Annotated in this window: 18 protein-coding genes and 6 pseudogenes; all 24 read left to right on the top strand. The window is 69.0% G+C overall.

Features of this window, described 5'->3' with window-relative positions; genetic code table 11:
• The first annotated feature begins 26 nt into the window (after positions 1-26).
• The 24 genes and pseudogenes from pyrR (at position 27) to lgt (ending at position 23,357) form a co-directional block, all read left to right on the top strand.
• Positions 27-557 (top strand): bifunctional pyr operon transcriptional regulator/uracil phosphoribosyltransferase PyrR, encoded by a 531-nt coding sequence (gene pyrR / locus ACZZ93_RS02040; protein ID WP_056278772.1) that lies wholly within the window; start codon positions 27-29, stop codon positions 555-557.
• Entirely contained in the window at positions 554-1,519 is a 966-nt protein-coding gene (locus ACZZ93_RS02045) for an aspartate carbamoyltransferase catalytic subunit (RefSeq protein ID WP_053096128.1), read from the top strand. The genes pyrR and ACZZ93_RS02045 overlap by 4 nt, the downstream gene beginning before the upstream one ends.
• On the top strand, positions 1,516-2,820 hold the full coding sequence (locus ACZZ93_RS02050) for a dihydroorotase (protein WP_056278771.1): 1,305 nt from the start codon (positions 1,516-1,518) through the stop codon (positions 2,818-2,820). The genes ACZZ93_RS02045 and ACZZ93_RS02050 overlap by 4 nt, the downstream gene beginning before the upstream one ends.
• Complete coding sequence (locus ACZZ93_RS02055; protein ID WP_056278770.1) at positions 2,817-3,344, top strand: PH-like domain-containing protein; 528 nt, start codon at positions 2,817-2,819, stop codon at positions 3,342-3,344. Before ACZZ93_RS02050 ends, ACZZ93_RS02055 begins: the two co-directional genes overlap by 4 nt.
• On the top strand, positions 3,341-4,486 hold the full coding sequence (gene carA, locus ACZZ93_RS02060; RefSeq protein WP_463510375.1) for a glutamine-hydrolyzing carbamoyl-phosphate synthase small subunit: 1,146 nt from the start codon (positions 3,341-3,343) through the stop codon (positions 4,484-4,486). The genes ACZZ93_RS02055 and carA overlap by 4 nt, the downstream gene beginning before the upstream one ends.
• Entirely contained in the window at positions 4,486-7,773 is a 3,288-nt protein-coding gene (gene carB, locus ACZZ93_RS02065; protein ID WP_463510376.1) for a carbamoyl-phosphate synthase large subunit, read from the top strand. The genes carA and carB overlap by 1 nt, the downstream gene beginning before the upstream one ends.
• A pseudogene (gene pyrF, locus ACZZ93_RS02070) lies at positions 7,770-8,614 on the top strand (orotidine-5'-phosphate decarboxylase). The gene carB and the pseudogene pyrF overlap by 4 nt, the downstream one beginning before the upstream one ends.
• Positions 8,607-9,515: a guanylate kinase gene (gmk, locus tag ACZZ93_RS02075; protein ID WP_187249657.1), complete on the top strand. Its 909-nt coding sequence runs from the start codon at positions 8,607-8,609 to the stop codon at positions 9,513-9,515. Before pyrF ends, gmk begins: the two are co-directional and overlap by 8 nt.
• A gap of 65 nt (positions 9,516-9,580) precedes the next feature.
• Entirely contained in the window at positions 9,581-9,838 is a 258-nt protein-coding gene (gene rpoZ, locus ACZZ93_RS02080; protein WP_042536631.1) for a DNA-directed RNA polymerase subunit omega, read from the top strand.
• Positions 9,839-9,930: 92 nt separating this feature from the next.
• Complete coding sequence (metK, locus tag ACZZ93_RS02085) at positions 9,931-11,124, top strand: methionine adenosyltransferase (RefSeq protein ID WP_463510377.1); 1,194 nt, start codon at positions 9,931-9,933, stop codon at positions 11,122-11,124.
• A gap of 7 nt (positions 11,125-11,131) precedes the next feature.
• Complete coding sequence (locus tag ACZZ93_RS02090; RefSeq protein ID WP_463510378.1) at positions 11,132-13,114, top strand: primosomal protein N' family DNA-binding protein; 1,983 nt, start codon at positions 11,132-11,134, stop codon at positions 13,112-13,114.
• A 66-nt stretch (positions 13,115-13,180) separates the two neighbouring features.
• Positions 13,181-14,099 (top strand): annotated as a pseudogene (gene fmt, locus ACZZ93_RS02095) (methionyl-tRNA formyltransferase).
• A pseudogene (locus tag ACZZ93_RS02100) lies at positions 14,096-15,657 on the top strand (RsmB/NOP family class I SAM-dependent RNA methyltransferase). The pseudogenes fmt and ACZZ93_RS02100 overlap by 4 nt, the downstream one beginning before the upstream one ends.
• A gap of 3 nt (positions 15,658-15,660) precedes the next feature.
• Positions 15,661-16,341, top strand: a complete 681-nt coding sequence (rpe, locus tag ACZZ93_RS02105; RefSeq protein ID WP_463510379.1) for a ribulose-phosphate 3-epimerase — start codon at positions 15,661-15,663, stop codon at positions 16,339-16,341.
• The gene (locus ACZZ93_RS02110; protein WP_017202142.1) at positions 16,338-16,601 is read left to right on the top strand and encodes a phosphoribosyl-ATP diphosphatase; all 264 of its coding nucleotides are present in this window, start codon (positions 16,338-16,340) and stop codon (positions 16,599-16,601) included. The genes rpe and ACZZ93_RS02110 overlap by 4 nt, the downstream gene beginning before the upstream one ends.
• A gap of 38 nt (positions 16,602-16,639) precedes the next feature.
• Positions 16,640-17,482, top strand: a complete 843-nt coding sequence (hisG, locus tag ACZZ93_RS02115; protein WP_053096106.1) for an ATP phosphoribosyltransferase — start codon at positions 16,640-16,642, stop codon at positions 17,480-17,482.
• Positions 17,482-18,242 (top strand): annotated as a pseudogene (hisF, locus tag ACZZ93_RS02120) (imidazole glycerol phosphate synthase subunit HisF). The gene hisG and the pseudogene hisF overlap by 1 nt, the downstream one beginning before the upstream one ends.
• Positions 18,239-18,586, top strand: a pseudogene (gene hisI / locus ACZZ93_RS02125) (phosphoribosyl-AMP cyclohydrolase); the annotation flags it as partial. The pseudogenes hisF and hisI, both read left to right, overlap by 4 nt.
• Before the next feature lie 7 nt (positions 18,587-18,593).
• The gene (locus ACZZ93_RS02130; RefSeq protein WP_463510380.1) at positions 18,594-19,184 is read left to right on the top strand and encodes a Trp biosynthesis-associated membrane protein; all 591 of its coding nucleotides are present in this window, start codon (positions 18,594-18,596) and stop codon (positions 19,182-19,184) included.
• A gap of 48 nt (positions 19,185-19,232) precedes the next feature.
• Positions 19,233-19,478: an HGxxPAAW family protein gene (locus ACZZ93_RS02135; protein WP_053096098.1), complete on the top strand. Its 246-nt coding sequence runs from the start codon at positions 19,233-19,235 to the stop codon at positions 19,476-19,478.
• 2 nt (positions 19,479-19,480) lie between these two features.
• On the top strand, positions 19,481-20,251 hold the full coding sequence (gene trpC, locus ACZZ93_RS02140; RefSeq protein WP_072592282.1) for an indole-3-glycerol phosphate synthase TrpC: 771 nt from the start codon (positions 19,481-19,483) through the stop codon (positions 20,249-20,251).
• The gene (gene trpB / locus ACZZ93_RS02145; protein WP_053096096.1) at positions 20,251-21,519 is read left to right on the top strand and encodes a tryptophan synthase subunit beta; all 1,269 of its coding nucleotides are present in this window, start codon (positions 20,251-20,253) and stop codon (positions 21,517-21,519) included. The genes trpC and trpB overlap by 1 nt, the downstream gene beginning before the upstream one ends.
• Positions 21,516-22,318, top strand: a pseudogene (gene trpA / locus ACZZ93_RS02150) (tryptophan synthase subunit alpha). The gene trpB and the pseudogene trpA overlap by 4 nt, the downstream one beginning before the upstream one ends.
• Positions 22,319-22,328: 10 nt before the next feature.
• Positions 22,329-23,357 carry a prolipoprotein diacylglyceryl transferase gene (gene lgt / locus ACZZ93_RS02155; RefSeq protein WP_463510381.1) on the top strand — a complete coding sequence of 343 codons (1,029 nt, stop codon included), beginning with the start codon at positions 22,329-22,331 and terminating at the stop codon, positions 23,355-23,357.
• Positions 23,358-23,464: the final 107 nt, after the last annotated feature.

The following is a 23,464-nucleotide window of genomic DNA, read 5'->3' on the forward strand; positions in this document are numbered from 1 at the left end:
CTGTGAGGCGGAGAAGGGAGCGGCCGATGTCTGCACGAACCGTGCTGCACGAAGCCGATATCTCGCGGGCTCTCACCCGTATCGCGCACGAGATCCTCGAATCCAATCGAGGGGCTGAGAACCTCGTCCTGCTGGGCATTCCGACCCGCGGCGTCACTCTCGCCCACCGCCTGTCCGCAGCGATCGGCGCCATCGCGCAGACCACCGTTCCGGTGGGGGCTTTGGACGTCACCCTCTTCCGTGACGACCTCGCCTCGCAGCCGACGCGTTCTCCGCGGCCCACGGACATCCCTGCCGGCGGGATCGACGGCAGGACCGTCGTCCTCGTCGACGACGTGCTGTTCTCCGGCCGCAGCATCCGCGCCGCACTCGACGCGCTGCAGTCGATCGGTCGCCCGTCGATCGTCCGCCTCGCGATCCTCGTCGATCGCGGCCACCGGGAACTCCCGATCCGCCCCGACTTCGTCGGCAAGAACATCCCGTCGTCTCGCCAGGAGCGCGTCAACGTCCGGCTGACCGAGCACGACGGCACCGAAGAGGTGACGATCGAAGCATGAGACACCTGCTGGATACCCGCACCCTCGACCGAGAGTCGGCTCTACGCATCCTCGATGTCGCCGAAGACATGTCCGACACCCAGTCGCGCGAGGTCAAGAAGCTTCCGACCCTTCGCGGCAAGACGGTCGTGAATCTGTTCTTCGAGGACTCGACCCGCACCCGCATCTCCTTCGAAGCCGCTGCAAAGCGCCTCTCAGCCGATGTGATCAACTTCGCAGCCAAGGGCTCGAGCGTGTCGAAGGGCGAGAGCCTTAAGGACACCGCCCAGACGCTGCAGGCGATGGGAGCGGATGCGGTCGTCATCCGCCATCCCGCCTCCGGCGCCCCGCAGACCCTCGCGACCAGCGGGTGGATCTCCGCCGGAGTCGTGAACGCCGGCGACGGCACGCACGAGCATCCGACCCAGGCTCTCCTCGACGCGTTCACGATCCGCAAACGGCGCTTCGGCGCCGACAGCCGCGGTCGTGATCTCGCCGGCATCCGGGTCGTGATCGTCGGCGACGTGCTCCACTCCCGCGTCGCACGGTCGAACGTCTGGCTGCTCGCCACGCTCGGCGCCGAGGTCACCCTGGTCGCGCCGCCCACCCTGGTGCCGCAGAACGTCTCGCTCTGGCCTGCGAAGGTCGTCTACGACCTCGATCAGGCTTTGGCGGACGGTCCGGACGCCGTGATGATGCTCCGCATCCAGCTCGAACGGATGAGCGCTGCATATTTCCCCACTGAGCGGGAGTATTCCAGGCGATGGGGTCTGGACGCACTGCGTGTGGCCGGCCTTCCGGACGGTAGCATTGTGATGCACCCCGGACCCATGAACCGAGGGTTGGAGATATCCTCCGAAGCCGCAGATTCCCCGCGCTCGACAGTGCTGGAACAGGTGACGAACGGGGTGTCCATCCGCATGGCGGTGCTGTACCTGCTCCTTGCAGGAGAACGAGACGACGAACGAGGGGGAGACCAGTGAGCGAGACCCTCGTCATCACCGGAGCACAGCTTCTCGGTGCCGAGCGCGCCGACATCATAGTGGAGAACGGGCAGATCTCCGAGATCGGCACCGGACTGAGCCGCTCCGGTGCGCGAGTCATCGACGCCGACGGCCTGGTGGCCCTTCCCGGACTCGTCGACCTGCACACCCACCTCCGGGAGCCGGGCTACGAAGCCTCCGAGACGATCCTCACCGGGACCCGTGCTGCGGCGGCAGGCGGGTTCACGGCGGTGTTCGCGATGCCGAACACCTCGCCGGTCGCGGACACGGCCGGTGTGGTCGAGCAGGAGCTCGCCCTGGGCGAGGCCGCCGGGTACGCGACCGTGCAGCCCATCGGCGCCGTCACCGTGGGGCAGAAGGGCGAGCGCCTCGCCGAACTCGGTGCGATGGCCACCTCGCGCGCCCAGGTGCGCGTCTTCAGCGACGACGGCTTCTGCGTCTTCGATCCGCTGATCATGCGGCGCGCACTCGAGTATGTGAAGTCGTTCGACGGAGTCATCGCGCAGCACGCTCAGGATCCACGCCTCACCGAGGGCGCCCAGATGAACGAGGGCACAGTGTCGGCCGAGCTCGGACTCGCCGGATGGCCGGCGGTCGCGGAGGAGTCGATCATCGCTCGCGATGTGCTCCTCGCGGAGCATGTCGGATCCCGACTGCACGTGTGCCACCTGTCGACCGCAGGCTCTGTCGACATCATCCGCTGGGCGAAGAAGCGGGGGATCAACGTCACGGCCGAGGTCACCCCGCACCACCTCCTTCTCACCGATGAACTGGTGCGCGGCTACGACGCCCGCTACAAGGTCAACCCGCCGCTGCGCCGTGAGGAAGACGTCATGGCGGTGCGCGAGGGCCTCGCCGACGGCACCATCGACATCGTGGCGACCGATCACGCCCCGCACCCAAGCGAGCACAAGTCGTGCGAGTGGCAGGCCGCAGCCAACGGCATGGTCGGACTCGAAAGCGCCCTGCGCGTCGTGCACCAGTCGATGGTGCAGACCGGCCTGATCGGCTGGGAGGACGTCGCCCGGGTGATGAGTGCAGCCCCCGCACGGATCGGACGCCTGTCCGATCATGGGCTGCCCCTGCAGGCCGGTGCTGCTGCGCAGATCACCCTCTACGACCCGTCCGCCGCCGGCGTCTTCACCGAATCCGACCTGCACGGTCGGAGTGTGAACTCGCCGTACCTCGGTCGCGACCTCCCCGGCCGCGTCGAGTTCACGATCCACCGCGGGCTGCTGACGGTCGACGGCGGATCCGTGGTCGAGGAGCTGAACGCATGAGCACGCGCGACATCGCCATCGCGATCACGATCGCCGTGGCGGCACTTGTCCTGGTCGCCATGTTCACGGCGTGGCGCCGACGACTCCGACGCGACTCGGGTCTGGCGGCTCCCTTGGGCGTGCCGGAGCATGCGGAGGTCCTCGACCGTCACGAGGTGCTCTACGTCTCGACGACGAAGCACGATCAGCCGCTGGAGCGCCTCGCCATCCGGCCGCTCGCCTATCGCGCCAGGGGAGAGGCTGCGGTCACCGACCGCGGGCTCGCACTCTGCCTCGACGGTGCGCCGACCGTCTTCCTCGCCTCTGCACGACTCGCGAGCGTCGACCGCGCCACGGTGACGATCGACCGCGTCGTCGAACCGGGTGGACTCGTCCGCGTCGCCTGGAATGCGGACGACGACACGATCGTCGACTCGTATCTCCGGGTCACCGACGGCGATCCCCAGAACTTCATCTCAGAACTGCAGCGCCTCGTCCCCGCCACGGACGACAGCGCCGCCCCCGACACAGGAGCAACGTCATGACAGCCCTCCCCGAACCCGCCGTCCTCGTCCTCGAAGACGGGACCCGCCACGTCGGCCGTGCATACGGCGCGCTGGGCACCACCTTCGGCGAGGTCGTCTTCTCGACCGGCATGTCCGGATACCAGGAGACGCTCACCGACCCGTCGTACGCGGGCCAGATCGTCCTGCAGACGGCCCCGCACATCGGCAACACCGGCATGAACGACGAGGACCCTGAGTCCCGTCGCATCTGGGTCGCCGGCTACATCGTGCGCGACCCGTCACGAGTCGTCTCGAACTGGCGTGCGACCGCTTCGCTGGACGAGATCCTCGAGCGGGACGGCATCGTCGGCATCAGCGGCATCGACACCCGATCGATCACGCGGCACATCCGCTCTGCCGGGTCTATGCGCGGCGGCGTCTTCTCGGGCGAGGCCGCGCAGATCGACGCCGACGAGCAGCTGCGCCTCGTGCGCGAGGCGCCTCAGATGGCCGGTCAGAACCTCTCGGCGCAGGTCTCGGTCGACGTCGCCACGGTCACGACGGCGATGGGGGAGCGGGTCGGCAATCTCGCCGTCCTCGACCTCGGCGTCAAGCAGGCCACGATCGACAACCTGGCGGCCCGTGGCTTCGAGGTGCACGTCCTGCCTCAGAACGTCACGATCGATGACATCCGTGCGATCGATCCCGTCGCCGTCTTCTACTCGAACGGCCCTGGCGACCCCGCAGCCTCCGGCGACCACGTCGAGCTGCTGCGCTCGGTGCTCGACGACGGGCTGCCCTTCTTCGGCATCTGCTTCGGCAACCAGCTGCTCGGCAGGGCGCTGGGTCTCGGCACCTACAAGCTGCCGTTCGGGCACCGCGGCATCAACCAGCCCGTACTCGACAAGTCCACCGGACGCGTCGAGATCACCGCGCACAACCACGGGTTCGCCGTGGATGCGCCGCTGGAGGGCTCGTTCGACAGCCCCCACGGCTACGGCAAGGTCGAGGTCAGCCACATCGGCCTGAACGACAACGTGGTCGAGGGCCTCCGCGCTCTCGACATCCCGGCGTTCTCGGTGCAGTACCACCCGGAGGCTGCGGCCGGACCGCACGACGCCAACTATCTCTTCGACCGGTTCCGTGACATGGTCATCGCCAGCAAGAAGGACACCAAGTAATGCCCAAGCGCGACGACATCAACTCCGTTCTCGTCATCGGCTCCGGCCCGATCGTCATCGGTCAGGCGTGCGAGTTCGACTACTCCGGCACCCAGGCCTGCCGCGTCCTGCGCGAGGAGGGCGTGAGGGTCATCCTGGTCAACTCCAACCCGGCGACGATCATGACCGACCCCGACTTCGCCGACGCGACGTACATCGAGCCGATCACCTGGCAGGTCATCGAGACGATCATCGCGAAGGAGCGTCCCGACGCGATCCTGCCGACCCTCGGCGGGCAGACGGCCCTGAACGCCGCGATCGAGCTGCACAACCACGGCATCCTCGAGAAGTACGACGTCGAGCTGATCGGTGCGAGCTTCGAAGCCATCAACAAGGGCGAGGACCGCCAGATCTTCAAGCAGCTCGTCCTCGATGCCGGCGCCGACGTCGCCCGCAGCATCATCGCGCACACCATGGACGACCTGCTCGAGGGAGCGGCCGAGCTGGGCTACCCGCTCGTCGTGCGCCCCTCGTTCACGATGGGCGGTCTCGGGTCCGGCTTCGCCTACGACGAGGCGGATCTGCGTCGCATCGGCGGTGCCGGTCTGCGCGACTCTCCGACCACGGAGGTGCTCCTGGAGGAGTCGATCCTCGGCTGGAAGGAGTACGAGCTCGAGCTCATGCGCGACACCGCCGACAACACGGTGGTCGTCTGCTCGATCGAGAACGTCGACCCCGTCGGCGTGCACACGGGCGACTCGATCACCGTGGCTCCCGCTCTGACGCTCACGGACCGCGAATACCAGAAGCTCCGCGACATCGGCATCGACATCATCCGCGCGGTGGGCGTCGACACCGGCGGCTGCAACATCCAGTTCGCCATCGACCCGAGCAACGGGCGCATCATCGTCATCGAGATGAACCCGCGCGTCTCGCGCTCGAGCGCCCTGGCCTCCAAGGCCACGGGGTTCCCGATCGCGAAGCTCGCCGCGAAGCTGGCGCTCGGCTACCGTCTCGATGAGATCCCGAACGACATCACGGGTGTCACCCCCGCGAGCTTCGAGCCCACGCTCGACTATGTCGTCGTCAAGGTGCCGCGGTTCGCGTTCGAGAAGTTCCCGGCCGCTGACGCGACGCTGACGACCACCATGAAGTCGGTCGGCGAGGCGATGGCGATCGGCCGCAACTACGCGACCGCGCTGCAGAAGGCGCTCCGCTCGCTCGAGAAGCGCGGTTCCAGCTTCCACTGGGGCGCGGAGAGCCGTTCCGTCGACGAGCTGCTCGAGATCTCGAAGGTCCCGACGGACGGTCGGATCGTCACTCTCCAGCAGGCGCTGCGCAAGGGCGCGACGGTCGAGCAGGCGTTCGAGGCGACTGCGATCGATCCCTGGTTCATCGACCAGATCGTCCTGATCAACGAGGTCGCCGAGATCGTGCGCACGGCACCGGAGCTCGACGCGGCCACGCTGCGCTACGCCAAGGAGCACGGCTTCTCCGACGCGCAGATCGCGGAGCTCCGCGGCGAGAAGGAAGCGGAGATCCGCGGCGTGCGCCACGGACTCGGCATCCGTCCGGTGTTCAAGACCGTCGACACCTGCGCCGGCGAGTTCCCGGCTCGCACGCCGTACCACTACTCGAGCTACGACTTCGAGACCGAGGTCACGCCGTCGGATCGCACCAAGGTCGTGATCATCGGATCGGGTCCGAACCGCATCGGCCAGGGCGTCGAGTTCGACTACTCGTGCGTGCACGCGTCGTTCGCCCTCTCGGATGCCGGCTTCGAGACCATCATGGTCAACTGCAACCCCGAGACGGTGTCCACCGACTACGACACGTCCGACCGGCTCTACTTCGAGCCGCTCACGCTGGAGGACGTGCTGGAGGTGCTCGACGCGGAAGCCGCGAGCGGCACCATCCTCGGCGTCGTCTGCCAGCTCGGCGGCCAGACGCCGCTGGGGCTCGCAAAGGGCATCGAGGCAGCCGGCTACCAGGTGCTCGGCACCAGCCCCGAGGCCATCGACATCGCCGAGGAGCGCGAGCTGTTCTCGCAGCTGCTCGACACGGCAGGCCTCATCGCCCCGCGCCACGGCACCGCTGTGGACGCGGACGGCGCGGTGGCCGTCGCCGAGGAGATCGGATACCCGGTGCTCGTGCGTCCGAGCTTCGTGCTCGGCGGACGCGGCATGGAGATCGTCTACAGCTCCGAGTCGCTGCGCGAGTACTTCGTGCGCACGGCGGGCGAGGTCATCATCGAGGAGGGCAAGCCCCTGCTCGTCGATCGCTTCCTCGATGACGCGATCGAGCTCGATGTCGACGCCCTCTACGACGGCACCGAACTGTTCATCGGCGGCGTGATGGAGCACCTCGAAGAGGCCGGCATCCACTCGGGCGACTCGAGCTGCACCCTTCCGCCCGTCTCGCTCGGCCGCACCGACATCGACCGGGTGCGCGACGCGACACTCGCGATCGCGAAGGGCGTGGGCGTCCGTGGCCTGCTCAACGTGCAGTTCGCGATCAGCGCCGGCGTCCTCTACGTGATCGAGGCGAACCCACGCGCGAGCCGCACCGTGCCCTTCGTCTCGAAGGCGCTGGGCATCCCGATGGCCAAGGCCGCGAGCCGTGTGATGGTGGGGTCGACGATCGCGGAGCTCCGCGCCGAGGGCATGCTGCCCGAGCAGGACGGCTCGCGAGTGCCCCTCGACGCCCCCGTCTCGGTCAAGGAGGCCGTGCTTCCGTTCAAGCGGTTCCGTACGGCCGACGGCAAGGCCGTCGACTCGATCCTCGGCCCGGAGATGCGCTCGACCGGCGAGGTCATGGGCATCGACCGCGACTTCCCGACCGCGTTCGCCAAGAGCCAGGCGGCCGCGTACGGCGGAATGCCGACCTCCGGCACGGTGTTCATCTCGGTCGCGGACTCCGACAAGCGCGCCGTGATCCTGCCGGCGCATCGCCTGCAGCAGCTGGGGTTCACGATCGTGGCCACCGAGGGCACAGCCGAGATCCTCTCGCGCAACGGCATCGCGGTGACGGTGGTCGAGAAGTACAGCGAGACCCAGGAGTCCGGCGCGACGAACATCGTCGACCTCATCAACGACGGCTCGATCGACATCGTCGTGAACACCCCGTCCGGGGGCGCGGCGCGTGCAGACGGCTATGAGATCCGCGCGGCGGCTGTCGCGGCCGACAAGGCGCTGTTCACCACGATGGCGGTGCTCGGCGCCGCCGTGAGCGGTATGGACGCAGCGCACGAGGGCTTCCAGGTGAAGAGCCTGCAGGAGTACGCCCTCGACCGGAAGGCCGCAGTGTGAGCGCACGCTTCGGCGAACGGGTCCGTGTCGCCCTCGCGGCGCACGGCCCGCTGTGCGTGGGCATCGACCCGCACGCCGCCCTGCTCGGATCCTGGGGCCTCGGCGACGACGCCTCGGGCGTCCGGGAGTTCGGGCTGCGCACGGTCGAGGCCGCGGCGGGCCGTGCCGCGATCGTGAAGCCTCAGGTGTCGTTCTTCGAGCGCTTCGGATCCGCAGGATTCGCGGCGCTCGAAGAGGTCATCGCGGCTGCGAGGGACGCCGGCCTCCTCGTGATCGCGGATGCCAAGCGCGGCGACATCGGGTCGACCATGGACGCCTACGCGGCTGCCTGGCTCACCCCGGGGTCTCCGCTCGAGGCCGACGCCCTCACCGTGAACCCGTTCCTGGGTGTCGGCGCGCTCGACGGCGCCTTCGCCCTCGCCGATCAGCACGACAAGGGTCTGTTCGTGCTGGCTGCCACGAGCAACCCCGAAGCCGGGGTCCTGCAGCGCTCGATCTCCGAGACCGGCCGTGCCGTCTCGGCGGACATCGTCTCGGTGGTCTCGGCGCGCAACACCGAGCGCACGCCCGCAGGGGAGTGGGGAGCTTCGGCTTCGTCATCGGCGCGACCGTGGACTGGACGGATGCCGGCATCGCCGCCTTCGCACCGGTGGCACCCATCCTCGCTCCGGGATTCGGCACGCAGGGTGCGACGCCGTCAGACCTGCACCGCCGGTTCGGTTCGATGAGCGCCGCCGTCATCGCGAGCGAGAGCCGCAGCATCCTCTCGGCCGGACCCGCCGGTCTCGCCGCCGCCATCGACGCCCGCGTCGCAGAGTACAGGGAGGCCGGCCGTGGCTGAGTCCCGTCCCGTCCCCGAGGTCGACCGCGCTGCCGCCGCACGCAAGGCGGTCGAACGACGCCGCGCCCGCGCATCGCTCAAGCGCGATCTGACCACGCGTGTCGTCACACCGCAGGCCGTGCTCGAGCGGGCGACCGCAGACCCGGACTCGGTCGAGGGGTCCATGCGCATCACGGACTTCCTGCTCGCTCTCCCCGCGATCGGCGCGGGCAAACGCGACCGCATCCTGGCAGAGCTGCACATCTCGCCGGTCAAGCGACTGGGAGGTCTCGGCGTCCGCCAGCGGGTGGCGCTCTCGCAGTGGCTCGACGCGCGCTTCCCGCTGCTCGAGCCGCGTGGCGCGCGAAGCCGTCTGCTCGTGCTCGCCGGGCCCACGGCAGTCGGCAAGGGCACCGTCGCCGCCCACATCCGTGAGCACAACCCCGAGATCCATCTGTCGGTCTCGGCGACGACGCGCGCACCGCGTCCTGGCGAGATCGATGGCGTGCACTATTACTTCGTCGACGATGCGGAGTTCGACCGTCTGATCGCCGACGACGAACTCCTGGAGTACGCCGTCGTCCACAACAAGTCGCGCTACGGCACGCCGCGGGCTCCGATCGACGCCGCTCTCGCTGCAGGCAAGACCGTGCTGCTCGAGATCGACCTGCAGGGCGCGCGCCAGGTGCGCAAGGCGGAGCCTGCAGCCACGCTCATCTTCCTGCTGCCTCCGACCTGGGACGAACTCGTCCAGCGGCTGGTCGGACGAGGCACGGAGGGCGCGGAGGAACGAGCTCGCAGACTGCGCACCGCGAAGGTCGAATTGGCGGCGCAGAACGAGTTCGACCACCTCATCGTGAACGAGGACGTCGCCGCTGCGGCCGCGGAGGTCGTAGAATTGTCTTCGAGCTCTGCGCGCTGAGCGTCTTCGCGCGCCCGCATCACCGTCTTCGCGACGATCCCGTCGCCTGATCAGGAGGTCCCACCATGGCCGGACACCACACCAACGGAATCATCGATCCCCCCATCGACAACCTGCTCGACCGGGTCGACTCGAAGTACGAGCTCGTGATCTACGCCGCCAAGCGCGCCCGTCAGATCAACGACTACTACTCCGACCTCCACGAGGGCAACCTGTTCGACAACGTCGGGCCGCTCGTCGACTCGTCCGTCGAGGACAAGCCGCTGACCATCGCTCTGCACGAGATCAACGAGGACAAGCTCCGCCTCCGTCACGCCGAGTGACGTCCGATGACCGCACCGCCGACTGATGTCGGCGGTGCGGTCCATCATGGGAGCCACCCCTTCCTGCTGTCCGATTCCGTTCTGGAGCCCTGATGAGCGCGCTGCGTCTGTTCACGTCCGAGTCCGTCACCGAGGGGCACCCCGACAAGATCTGCGACCAGATCTCGGACAGCATCCTCGACGGACTCATCGCGAAAGACCCCGGCTCCCGGGTGGCCGTCGAGACGCTGGTGACCACCGGTCTCGTCCACGTCGCCGGCGAGATCCGCACCGAGGCGTACGTCGACATCCCGACGATCGTCCGCCAGGTGGTCAACGGCATCGGCTACACCTCGAGCGAGACCGGCTTCGACGGAGACTCCTGCGGTGTGAGCATCTCGGTGGGAGAGCAGTCGACCGACATCGCCCACGGCGTCGACAACGCCCAGGAGCACCGCGACGGCGGCTCCATCGATCCTCTCGACGGCCTCGGCGCTGGCGACCAGGGCATCATGTTCGGCTTCGCGACGAACGAGACCCCGCAGCTCATGCCCATGGCTGCGTGGACCGCGCATCGCATCGCGGAGCGGCTCAGCGAGGTGCGACGATCGGGTACGCTGCCGTTCCTGCGCCCGGACGGCAAGACCCAGGTCACTCTCGGATATGAGGGCTTCACCCCGAAGACCGTGGATGCCGTCGTGCTGTCGACCCAGCACCACCCCGACATCTCGCAGGACGACCTCAAGGCTCAGGTGCGCGAGCACGTGATCGATCCGATCCTGGCCTCCACGGGGCTCGATCTCGGCGACCTCACGTACTACATCAACCCCGCCGGTCCGTTCGTGACGGGCGGCCCCAAGGGCGATGCCGGACTCACCGGACGCAAGATCATCATCGACACCTACGGCGGAGCGGCGCGACATGGTGGCGGTGCCTTCAGCGGCAAGGATCCGTCGAAGGTCGACCGCTCCGGCGCCTATGCCACGCGCTGGGTGGCCAAGAACGCGGTCGCCGCAGGACTCGCCGACCGTCTCGAGGTCCAGGTCGCCTACGCGATCGGGGTCGCTCGTCCGGTCGGTCTCTACGTCGAGACATTCGGCACGGGCAAGGTGTCCGACGAGGTGATCACGCGCGCCATCGACGAGGTCTTCGATCTGCGTCCCCAGGCGATCATCGAGCAGCTCGACCTCCTGCGCCCGATCTACGCGCAGACCGCCGCCTACGGGCACTTCGGACGGGAGTTGCCGGAGTTCACGTGGGAGCGCACCGACCGCGCGGAAGAGCTGCGGCGCGCTGCAGGACTCTGAGGGCCGCATGCCTGATGGCGTCCCTTCTCCTCTGACATCGCAGAGTCGGAGGATCGCGCGCGTGCTCTTGGACTCGCCGCTTCCACAGTTGGATCGTCTCTTCGACTACGCCGTGCCTGCGGAGCTCGGAGACGTCCCTCTGGGCGTGCGCGTGCGTGTGCCCCTGCGTACCGCCGGTCGTGTCATCGACGGCTACGTCGTCGAACTCGACACCGAACACGATGGCGACAGGCCACTGTCCGAGGTCGACAGCGTCGTATCCCCTGTGGCGGTGCTTCCGGAGCGTCTCTACCGCCTCGCGCGCCGCGCCGCCGATCGCGCTGCGGGCTCCGCCTCCGACGTCCTGCGGCTCGTCATCCCGAAGCGCCAGGTGCGGGTGGAGAAGGCCTGGAGCGACGACTCCCCGGAGCTCGCCCCATCAGACGAAGCACTCTCGGCCGCATCCGAGCTGATCGCGTCCTACGACTCGCTCGCCGATGTGCTCGATGCGGGCGGCCGGGCCGCGGTCGAGGCGATCCCCGTGCGCAATCATGACGATCCCGGGTGGGCGGCTCTTCTCGCGTCCGCAGCGGCGCGGACGCTGGCAGCGGGCCGCTCCAGTGTTCTCGTCGTGCCCGACCACCGCGACCTCGATCAGCTGCTCGCCGCTCTCGGCTCGTATGTCCCTGACCAGGCCGTCGTGCGCTTCGACTCGCGCCAGACGAACCCCGATCGGTACCGCGCGTTCCTCCGCTCGCTCGAGGACGCGCCGTGCATCGTGGTGGGCAATCGTTCTGCGGTGTACGCGCCGGTTCGTGCGGGCGTCGTCGCTGTGTGGGACGACGGCGATCCTCTCCTCGGCGAGCCGCTCGCGCCGTACATCAACGCACGGGATGCTGCTCTCCTCCGTCAGGAGCAGGAGGGATCCGCACTGCTGTTCGTCGGCCACACCCGCACCACCGACGTCGAACGCCTCGTCGCCCACGGATGGCTGCAGGATGTCCGGGCCGCGCGTCGGGTGCTGCCGCGCGTGATCCTCAGCACACCCCAGGAGATGGATGCTCCGACTGCACAGCGGATGCCGTCGTCCGCGTTCCTCTCCGCACGCAATGCCGCAGCCGAGGGACCGGTGCTGGTGCAGGTGTCTCGACCGGGGTTCGCCCCGTCGCTGGTCTGCGCCGAATGCCGGGCGCCTGCACGGTGCGCCCACTGCGGCGGACCGCTCGGAGCCAAGCACCGTGGTGCCGTGCCGGTGTGCGCCTGGTGCGGCAGGGGAGCCCGAGCGTGGGCGTGCCCGACGTGCTCGTCGACCAAGCTGCGCCTCGCGTCCTCGGGCAGCGAGCGGACGGCGGATGAGCTGGGCAAGGCGTTCCCCGGAATCCGGGTCATCGTGGCAGACAGCGCTCATCCGGTCGAGCGCGTCGCCGACAAGCCGGCCCTCGTCGTCGCGACACGGGGGGCCGAGCCGCTGGCGGAGGGCGGATACCGTGCCGTGGTCCTGCTCGACGGACCGAGGATGCTCCAGGCTCCCGACCTGCGGATCGGCGAGTCCTGTCTGCGGTGGTGGTCGAACGCGGCTGCACTCGCGGCTCCCGGTGCTCCCATCCATCTGGTCGGCGTCGACGGAGCGATCGCGCGAGCGCTTGCCACCTGGAGCCAGTCCGCCTATGCGAGGACCGAGCTCTCCGAACGTGCGCCGTTGCACATGCCGCCGGCTGCGAGGGTCGCGCTGGTCGAGGGGTCGACGGCATCCGTGGCGAGAGCGCTGGCGTCGCTGCAGGAGCTCGCTCTGCCCTCCGACGCGGTACTCGGCCCGGTGCCGATCGAGTCTGACGACTACCCGCCGCGTGTCAGGGCCCTGATCCGGTTCGACTACAGCGCGGGTGCCAGGGTCGCCACCACGTTGCGGGCCGCGGTCGTCGCCGAAGCGGTCAGCAACCGGCGGGGCAAGGGCAAGTCGACTCGGAGCGCCCTCACGGTTCGACTCGATATCCTCGATCCGGAACTCTGAACGCGAAGAACCACCTCGCGCTCCGATTTCACCCGATCCACCCCCGCATCCCTCCGGAGCACCTTCATGCGTCTCGTCTTCGCCGGCACACCGTCAGCAGCCGTCCCCACACTCCGCCGCCTCGCGGCCGAGCACGACATCGCTGCGGTCGTCACCCGCCCGGACGCGCCGCTGGGCCGCAAGCGGGTGCTCACGCCGTCGCCTGTCGCTCACGCCGCCGACGAGCTCGGACTGCCGGTCATCAAGGCGGCTCGCCTCGACGACGACGCGACGGCCGCCATCACCGCGCTCGGTGTCGAGCTCGGTGTGATCGTGGCGTACGGCGGACTCGTTCGCGAGCCGCTGCTCTCCACACCGTCGAAGGGCTGGATCAATCTGCATTTCTCGCTCCTCCCGCAGTGGCGCGGTGCCGCACCCGTGCAGCGCGCACTGATCAACGGCGATGCGCAGATGGGTGCCAGTGTGTTCCAGCTCGTTCCCGCGCTCGATGCCGGTGATGTCTTCGCGACGCGGGTCGTCGCGGTCGCTCCCGAGGCGACGGCGGATGCCGCACTCGACGCACTCGCTCTCGATGGCGCCGAACTGACGGCGGAAGTGGTCGCGGCCATCGCCGACGGCACTGCGCGCGCTGTGCCCCAGGAGGGAGGCGTCGCTGGCCCCGAAGCTGACTCTCGACGATGGTCTGCTCGATTGGACCCGCCCGCTCAGCGAGGTGTTCGCGCGGTTCCGTGGAGTCACCCCCGAACCGGGCGCCCACACGACCGTCGACGGGATCCGCCTCAAGGTGCTGGAGGCCACTCCCTCGGAAAATGACGTCGCCCTCGCGCCGGGCGCGTTCACCGCGACCAAGTCCGCTCTCCTCATCGGAACGGCCTCGGCCCCGCTCGCGGTCACGCGTGTGCAGCCCTCGGGCAAGGGCGCGATGAGCGCGGTCGACTGGTGGCGCGGCCAGCGCGACACCGAGAACCTGCGAGCCGGCGCATGAGCGGGCGGCAGGACGACGGCGCACGCCGCGAGCCGCGTCGCGGCGAGTCCGGCCGCGGATCCCATTCAGGACCGAGCACGCCGCGCGATCAGCGTCCACGTGACGGCCAGGCTCGGGGCGGGAAGCGCGACGGACAGTCCCGCGGCCCGCAGCGCACGGCGCCGCAGCGCACGGTGCAGCCTGCGCGGCGCGTGGCCTACGACGTGCTGCGGGCGGTGTCGGAATCGGATGCCTACGCGAACCTGATCCTTCCGGCCGCGATCGCGGACGCAGGACTCACTCCACAGGACGCCGCTCTCGCCACAGAACTCGCCTACGGCACACTGCGACGCCGCGGAACGTATGACGCGATCATCGCCGCGGCCGCCGACAGGCCTGTCGAGGAGATCGACGCCGGTGTGCTCGACGCGCTGAGACTCGCGACCCATCAGCTGCTCGCGACCCGCGTCGCGTCGCACGCGGCCGTCAACGAGTCGGTGAACATCGTCGCCGCCACCCAGGGCCGCGGTGCATCCAGCTTCGCGAACGCCGTGCTGAGGCGAATCTCCCGCGAGACGCCGGGGGAGTGGGAGCAGCGCATCGAGTCCTCCGCGCGGTCGGACGACGAGCGGCTGGCGCTGCGCTCCGCTCACCCCGTCTGGGTCATCCGTGCCCTGCGTCGCGCGTTGGCCGCTGAAGGTCGCGTCGAGGAGCTCGACGACCTCCTCGACGCCGACAACGCCTCGCCGGAGGTCACTCTCGTCGCTTTGCCCGGCCTCGCCGAGCCCGGGGAGCCACGTCGACCGTATGCGCCGACGGCCTACGGATCTCCGGGCGGCGACCCGCACCACGTGATCGCCTCCTCGGGCGGCACGGTGCGTGTGCAGGATGAAGGGTCGCAGCTCGTCGCACTGGCTCTCGCCGAAGCTGCGCCGATCCGTTCCGGCGAACGCTGGCTCGACCTGTGCGCAGGCCCCGGCGGCAAGACGGCGCTGCTCGCGGCGGTCGCGCGACAGCACGATGTGTCGCTGGAGGCGAACGAGGTGGTGCCCACCCGTGCGCGACTCGTCCGCAACGCCCTGCGCGCCGTGCCCGCCGATGTCGTGGTTCATGAAGAGGACGGCCGCACGTTCGGCACCTCCCACGCGGGCCAGTTCGATCGCATCCTCGTCGATGCGCCGTGCACGGGACTCGGGGCTCTGCGGCGGCGGCCCGAGGCGAGATGGCGCAAGACCCCGGTGATGTCGCCGAGCTGGTGCCGCTGCAGGTCGAACTGCTCTCGGCGGCCCTCGACGCGCTGGCGCCCGGCGGCATCGTCGCGTACGCGACCTGCTCGCCGCATCTCGCCGAGACGACGGGCGTCGTCCAGGAGGTGCTCCGTGGCCGCACCGACATCACCGAGCTCGATGCGCGTGCGGTCCTCGAGGGTGTCGTGACCTCACCGATCGATCTCGGCAGCGACGGCACCGGGCGGGTCCAGCTGTGGCCACACCGGCACGGGACCGATGCGATGTTCCTCGCGCTCCTCCGACGAGCCGACACCGATCAGCGCGACGCCAGCGCCGAGCAAGGAGACTAGAGAGTGGACCTGCCCCGCGCACCGCGCATCAACCCCAGCATCCTGGCCGCCGACTTCGTGAACATGCAGCGTGATCTCGCCAAGATCGCCACTGCCGACTTCGCGCATGTCGACGTCATGGACAACCACTTCGTCCCGAACCTCACGTTCGGGCCGCAGATGGTCGAGCGGATCCAGGCGACCAGCCCGATCCCGCTCGACGTGCATCTGATGATCACCGACCCCGAGCGGTGGGCTCCTGCGTATGCGGAGCTCGGTGCCGCGAGCGTCACGTTCCACCTCGAGGCCGCCGCCGATCCGATCTCGCTGGCCCGCACTCTGCGCAGCATCGGGGCGAGGGCCGGAGTGGCGATCAAGCCGGACACACCCGCGGACGGTCTCTACAGCGTGCTCGAGGAGTTCGACCAGATCCTCGTGATGACCGTCGAACCAGGGTTCGGCGGGCAGGGATTCATGCCCGAGACGATGCCGAAGCTGCGCGCTCTCGCCGACGAGGCGAAGCGGCGAGGGTCGAACGTCTGGCTGCAGGTCGACGGCGGGATCTCCGATGCGACGATCGAGGCGGCGGCCGCCGCCGGCGCAGACACCTTCGTCGCAGGATCCGCGGTCTTCGGCGCCGACGACGTCGAGGCGGCCGTCACCCGGCTCAGAGACCGCGCCAGAGCCGCTAGCCTGGAATCGTGAAGACTTTCGACGAGCTGTTCGCCGAGCTCAGCGTCAAGGCCGAGACCCGCCCCGAGGGATCAGGCACGGTTGCAGAGCTCGACGGCGGCGTGCACACGATCGGCAAGAAGATCGTCGAGGAGGCTGCCGAGGTCTGGATGGCGTCCGAGTACGAGTCCGACGAGGCCGCTGCAGAGGAGATCTCGCAGCTGCTGTACCACGTGCAGGTGATGATGCTCGCGAAGGGCCTGAGCCTGCAGGACGTCTACCGACATCTGTGAAGCGCTCCGCCCCACTCGCTTCGATCTGAAGGCATCCCATGCTGCGCATTGCTGTTCCCAACAAGGGCTCTCTCTCCGAGACGGCCGCCGACATGCTCGCGGAGGCCGGCTACGCCGGTCGTCGTGACCCCAAGACGCTCCACGTCGTCGACAGCGACAACGACGTCGAGTTCTTCTACCTCCGTCCGAAGGACATCGCGACGTACGTCGGCTCCGGCGCCATCGATGTCGGCATCACCGGTCGCGACCTGCTTCTCGACGCCCGCATGCCCGGCGCGCGCGAGATCGAGGCGCTCGGCTTCGCCGGCTCGACTTTCCGCTTCGCCGCGCCCTCGGGGCGCTACACCGAGGTGTCCGAGCTCGACGGTCTGCGCATCGCGACCTCGTATCCCGGTCTCGTCGACGCGTTCCTCGATGAGCGCGGAATCGCGGTCGACCTCGTGCCGCTCGACGGTGCGGTGGAGTCCGCCGTGCGCCTCGGTGTGGCCGACGCCGTGGCTGACGTCGTCGAGACGGGCACGACCCTGCGTCAAGCGGGGCTCGACGTCTTCGGTCCCGTGATCCTGCAGTCCGAGGCCGTGCTGATCGCGGGTCCGCAGGACGCCGAGGGATCCGAGACGCTTCTCCGCCGTCTCCGCGGCGTCATGGTGGCCCGCCGGTTCGTGATGATCGACTACGACCTGCCGCTCGCTCTGCTCGACGACGCCGTGAAGATCGCCGGCGGCATCGAGTCTCCCACCGTCTCGCCCCTGCGCGACCCCGAGTGGGTCGCGGTGCGGGTCATGGTGGCCCGCGCGCGGGTCAACCCCGTGATGGATGCGCTCTACGCTCTCGGCGCCCGAGCGATCCTCGTCACGGCGATCCACAACGCGAGGCTCTGATGGCGCTCGCGAGTCGCGTCATCCCCTGCCTCGACGTCGCCGCCGGCCGCGTCGTCAAGGGAGTCAACTTCGAGAACCTGCGCGACATGGGCGACCCCGTCGAGCTTGCCCGCCACTACGCGGCGCAGGGCGCCGATGAGATCACCTTCCTCGACGTGACCGCGACGGTCGATGCGCGCGCGACGACCTACGACGTCGTCCAGCGCACCGCCGAGCAGGTGTTCGTGCCGCTGACGGTCGGCGGGGAGTCCGCAGCGTCGACGACGTGTCACGCCTGCTGTCCGTCGGAGCCGACAAGGTCGGTGTGAACTCCGCTGCGATCGCGCGCCCCGAGCTGATCGGCGAGATCGCCGACCGCTTCGGGGCGCAGGTGCTCGTGCTGTCGCTCGATGTCAAGCGGGCCGACACGACCGCATCCGGCTTCGTGGTCACCACCCACGGCGGACGCACGCAGACCACCCTCGACGCACTCGACTGGGCGCGAGAGGCCGCTGAACGCGGCGCGGGCGAGCTGCTCGTCAACTCGATCGATGCCGACGGCACGCGAGACGGCTTCGATCTCGAGCTGGTGAAGCTGATGCGCGAGGCAGCCTCGGTGCCCGTGATCGCGTCGGGCGGAGCAGGCAAGGCCGCAGACTTCGCTCCGGCGATCAAGGCCGGGGCGGATGCGGTTCTGGCAGCCAGCGTGTTCCACACCGGCGCGCTCACGGTCGGCGACGTGAAGGATGCACTGCGTGCGGAAGGAGTGCTCGTCCGATGAGCGACGTCGAAGAGCGCATCGCGCAGGTCGCCTTCAATGACGACGGTCTCGCACCGGTGATCGTGCAGCAGTGGGACACTGCAGAGGTCCTGATGCTCGCCTGGGTGGATGCCGAGGCGCTGCGACGTACCCTCACCACCGGACGTGCGGTCTACTGGTCTCGATCCCGCCGGGAGTACTGGCGCAAGGGCGACACCTCGGGCAACATCCAGGTGGTGCACGAGGCGCGGCTCGACTGCGACGGCGATGCGATCCTGCTGCGTGTCGACCAGACGGGACCGGCCTGTCACACGGGCACGCGTACCTGCTTCGACACGACCGACCTGCAGGCCGTCGAGGGGGCTCCGCAGAATGACGCTCGCACGCAGAGGCCGGTCGATCGCCGTCTCGGGGTTCCTCCTCTCCGGTGCGATCGGCATCATCTCGTCGACGCAGACCTGGCTGACCGTCGCGCGCACCGATGCGGGAGAGGCGATCCTCGTGCCGGGGGCGTCCGCGCTGCCCTTGCTCGCGCCTCTCAGCCTCGCCGTGCTGGCGCTCGGCATCGCGCTCTCGATCGTCGGCCCCGTGCTCCGGCTGATCTTCGGCGTGCTCGCCACCGCTGCCGCGCTCTTCCTCGGGTGGACGACGCTCCAGTTGGTGCTGACCGAGCCGCTGAGCGCCGTCGGCCCCACCGTCACCGAGACGACCGGTCTCGCCGGGAGCTCGGCGATCACGGACGTGGTCGCCGGCATCGAGCTCTCCGCCTGGCCCGTCATGACGCTCATCGGCTGGGTCATCCTGCTCACGGCATCCCTCGTCGTGCTCGTCACGTGGCGCCGCTGGAAGCGCGGCGGCCGCCGCTACCGCACCGATGCCGCACATGTGGACGCGACCGCCGGCCCCGTGGACGCGATCGATTCGTGGGACGACCTGTCTCGCGGAACCGACCCGACGCGATGACCCCGATAGACTTGACCCGAACCAGCACGTCGTCCCCCGGAGGAGACCATGACCAACCCGATCGCTGACCCCGGCCACGGACACTCGCCTGCCGCATGGACGGGCGTCATCATCATGCTCGCCGGCTTCACGATCGGCACGCTGGCGTTCTGCCTCGCCGAGTTCAGCCCCGTCTGGGTCGCGCTGATCTGGGTCGGCGCGGCCATCATCCCGATCGGCGCTCTCGTGGGCTGGCTGCTCGCGAGGGCCGGCTACGGCGTGAAGGGCCCCAAGTACTCGCCGAAGGCGCACTAATGGTGCTCGCCGACCTCACGGCCGGCGCAGTCGCAGACGCTGAGCGTCGCGCTCTCACCAGGCCACTGGCCGAGGTGGAACGCGATGCTCTCGCACGCCCCGCCGCCAAGGACGCCCTGGCGTTCCTCGCTCCCGCCGAGCGCGTGAAGATCATCGCCGAGGTGAAGCGCGCGAGCCCGTCGCGTGGCGCCCTGGCCGAGATCCCGGATCCCGCTCTCCAGGCGTCGCTGTACGAGACGGGCGGCGCGTCGGCGATCAGCGTCCTGACCGAGGAACGCCGGTTCGGCGGCAGCCTCGCCGATCTCGAAGCTGTCACCGCGCGCGTGTCCCTTCCCGTACTGCGCAAGGACTTCATCGCGAATCGATATCAGGTCCTCGAAGCACGAGCCGCCGGTGCCGATCTCGTGCTGCTGATCGTCGCGGGGCTCGAGCCGCATGTGCTCCGTGAGCTCTTCGGCTTCATCACCGAGCTCGGCATGACGCCGCTCGTCGAGACGCACTCGGCCGACGAGCTCGAGGTCGCGATCGATCTCGGGGCATCGCTGATCGGCGTCAATGCGCGCGACCTGAAGACCCTCGAGCTCGACCGCGATCTCTTCGGCCGTCTCGTCGACCGGATCCCTGAGACCGCGGTCAAGATCGCGGAATCCGCGGTCCTCACACCTGAAGACGTCAGGCACTACCGCTCAGCGGGCGCTGACGTCGTCCTGATCGGGGAGGCGCTCGTCACGGGCGACCCGGTCGCCACACTCAAGAGCTTCCTGGAGGCGTGATGAGCCTGCGAGACCAGCACGGTCCACTGTTCGGCGACTACGGCGGACGCTACATGCCCGAGTCGCTGATCGCCGCGATCGACGAGCTCTCGGCGGCATACGCCGACGCGATCGTCGATCCGGTCTTCCGCGACGAGCTGGCGTCTCTGCTCAGCTCCTACGCCGGGCGCCCGTCGCCGCTCACCGAGGTCGCCCGGTTCGCCGAGCACGCCGGCGGAGCGCGAGTGTTCCTCAAGCGCGAGGACCTCAACCACACCGGCTCGCACAAGATCAACAACGTGCTGGGTCAGGCGCTGCTGACGAAGCGCCTCGGCAAGACCCGCGTGATCGCCGAGACGGGGGCAGGCCAGCACGGCGTCGCCACGGCTACCGCTGCCGCTCTCTTCGGCCTCGACTGCACCATCTACATGGGCGAGGTCGACACCGAGCGCCAGGCGCTCAACGTCGCGCGGATGCGACTGCTCGGCGCCGAGGTGATCGCGGTCACCTCCGGATCGCGCACGCTGAAGGACGCGATCAACGACGCGTACCGCGACTGGGTGGCGAGCGTCGAGACGACCAACTACATCTTCGGCACCGCGGCGGGGCCGCACCCGTTCCCCGCGATGGTTCGGGACTTCCAGAAGATCATCGGCGAAGAGGCTCGCCAGCAGCTGCTCGACGAGGTCGGCCGACTGCCTGACGCGGTCATCGCGTGCGTCGGAGGCGGCTCGAACGCGATCGGAATGTTCGATGCGTTCCTCGACGACGCCGGCGTGAAGCTCTACGGAGTCGAGGCGGCCGGTGACGGCGTCGACACACCTCGCCACGCGGCCTCCATCGAGCGTGGGCGTCCCGGCATCCTGCACGGCGCGAAGACCTACGTCCTCCAGGACGAAGACGGCCAGACGGTCGAGTCGCACTCGATCTCCGCAGGTCTCGACTACCCGGGCGTGGGCCCGGAGCACTCCTGGCTCGCCGACATCGGTCGCGCCGAGTACATCCCGGCGACCGACGACGAGGCCATGCAGGCGCTGCGCCTGCTGAGCCGCACCGAAGGCATCATCCCCGCCATCGAGTCCGCCCACGCCCTCGCGGGCGCCCTGCGCCTCGGACGTGAGATGGGTCCGGACGCCGTGCTCGCGATCTGCCTGTCGGGTCGCGGCGATAAGGACATGGACACCGCAGCCCGCTACTTCGACCTCTACGACGCCGAGGCGCTCGCGCACGATGTCGCCGACGAGAGCGACGCCGAAGCAGCCGCGTCGAAGGGGGAGCCGGAGCTGTGAGCCGCGTCGAACAGGCGATCGCCGCCGCCCATGACGCGGGCCGCAGCGCTTTCGTCGGATACCTCCCCGTCGGCTACCCCGACCTCGAGACGAGCATCCGCGCCGCCATCGCCCTCGCCGAGAACGGCGTCGACATCATCGAGCTCGGACCGCCCTACAGCGACCCGGTGATGGACGGCGCCGTGATCCAGGAGGCGACCACCGCGGCTCTCGCGAACGGCTTCAAGATGAAGGACCTCTTCACGGCCGTGCGCGCGATCACCGACGCCACCGACGTGCCCGTCCTGGTCATGACGTACTGGAACCCGGTGTTCCAGTACGGCGTCGATCGCTATGCGGACGACCTGCTGGCCGCGGGGGAGCGGGCCTGATCACGCCCGACATCACCCCTGACGTGGCAGGGGAGTGGATCGCAGCGAGCGAGCGCACGGGCCTCGACCGCGTCTTCCTCGCCGCGCCCACCTCGACCGACGAGCGCCTCGACCTCGTCGTGAAGTCGTCCACCGGCTTCGTCTACACCGTCTCGACCATGGGCATCACCGGTGAGCGCACCGAGCTCGACCGCGCTGCGCGCACCCTGGTCGGACGCCTGCGCGAGCACGGCGACATCCGCGCCTGCGTCGGGATCGGTATCTCGACCGCCGAGCAGATCGCCGGAGTCTCCGAATACGCGGACGGCGCCATCGTCGGCACCGCACTCGTCCGCGCCCTCCGCGACGGCGGCATCCCCGCCCTCGCAGAGGTCACCCGAAACCTGGCGGTCGGCACGTCGTCGGCACGCCCCGTACACGAGAACTAGAATCGCACTCATGTCCCTCGCGCTCCACAGCACCTTCAGCGGCGTGCTCGCCAGCATCCCGAGCCCCACGGTCTCCTACATCGACCTCGGCCCGCTCCGGATCCACTTCTACGCGCTCTGCATCATCGCCGGCATCATCGCGGCGGTACTGCTCACCAACCACCGCCTCACCAAGCGCGGTGCAGAGCCGTGGGTCGTGATCGACATCTCGATCCTCGCCGTTCCGCTGGCCATCATCGGCGCGCGCATCTTCCACGTCCTGACCCACCCGAACTTCTACTTCGGCGAGGGCAGGAACACCTGGAATCCCTTCGAACCCGGATCCGTCTGGGCCATCTGGGAGGGCGGTATCGCCATCTTCGGCGCCCTCATCGGCGGCGCAGTGGGCGCGTACCTCGGATGCCGCTGGACCGGCATCCGCTTCTGGACCTTCGCCGACGCACTGGCACCCGGGCTCCTGCTCGCACAGGCCATGGGCCGTTTCGGCAACTGGTTCAACAACGAGCTCTACGGTCTGCCCACCGACCTGCCGTGGGGCCTCGAGATCCCCTCCGACAACTCCGCGTTCCCTCCCGGCCTTCCCGAGGGCACGCTCTTCCACCCCACGTTCCTGTACGAGGTGATCTGGAACGGTCTCGGCGTGATCGTGCTGCTCTGGCTGAGCCGCAAGGCGACCGCGTTCCAGTGGGGAAAGCTCTTCGCCATCTACCTCATCTGGTACAGCGCCGGACGTGTGGTCTGGGAGTCGATCCGCATCGATCCGAGCGAGATCATCCTGGGTCTCCGCAGCAACGTGTGGGCCGCCATCATCGGCATCATCGTGGGCATCGCGATCCTCATCGTCCAGTCTCGCCGTCACCCCGGTCTCGAGCCGTCGCCCTACCAGCCCGGCCGCGGCCGGAAGGACCTCGACGCTGATGTAGAATCGCAGAACAATCCCTCCGATTTCGTGGACGTGAGTGAGCCTCCGTCCGAAGAAGTCGCCGCAGGAGCCAGCGCCACAAGCAACGCTCCCACGGACTCGGAAGGCGCTCGATAGCCCACCGGTCCGTGCGGACCCCATCGCATCCACCCGGCCAATGACGCCCCCGGGTCATCCGAAGATCTGAGGACGGTACTGGTGTATTTTCAGCCTCCCTACGGCGC

The sequence above is a fragment of the Microbacterium sp. AC026 genome (assembly GCF_979258475.1).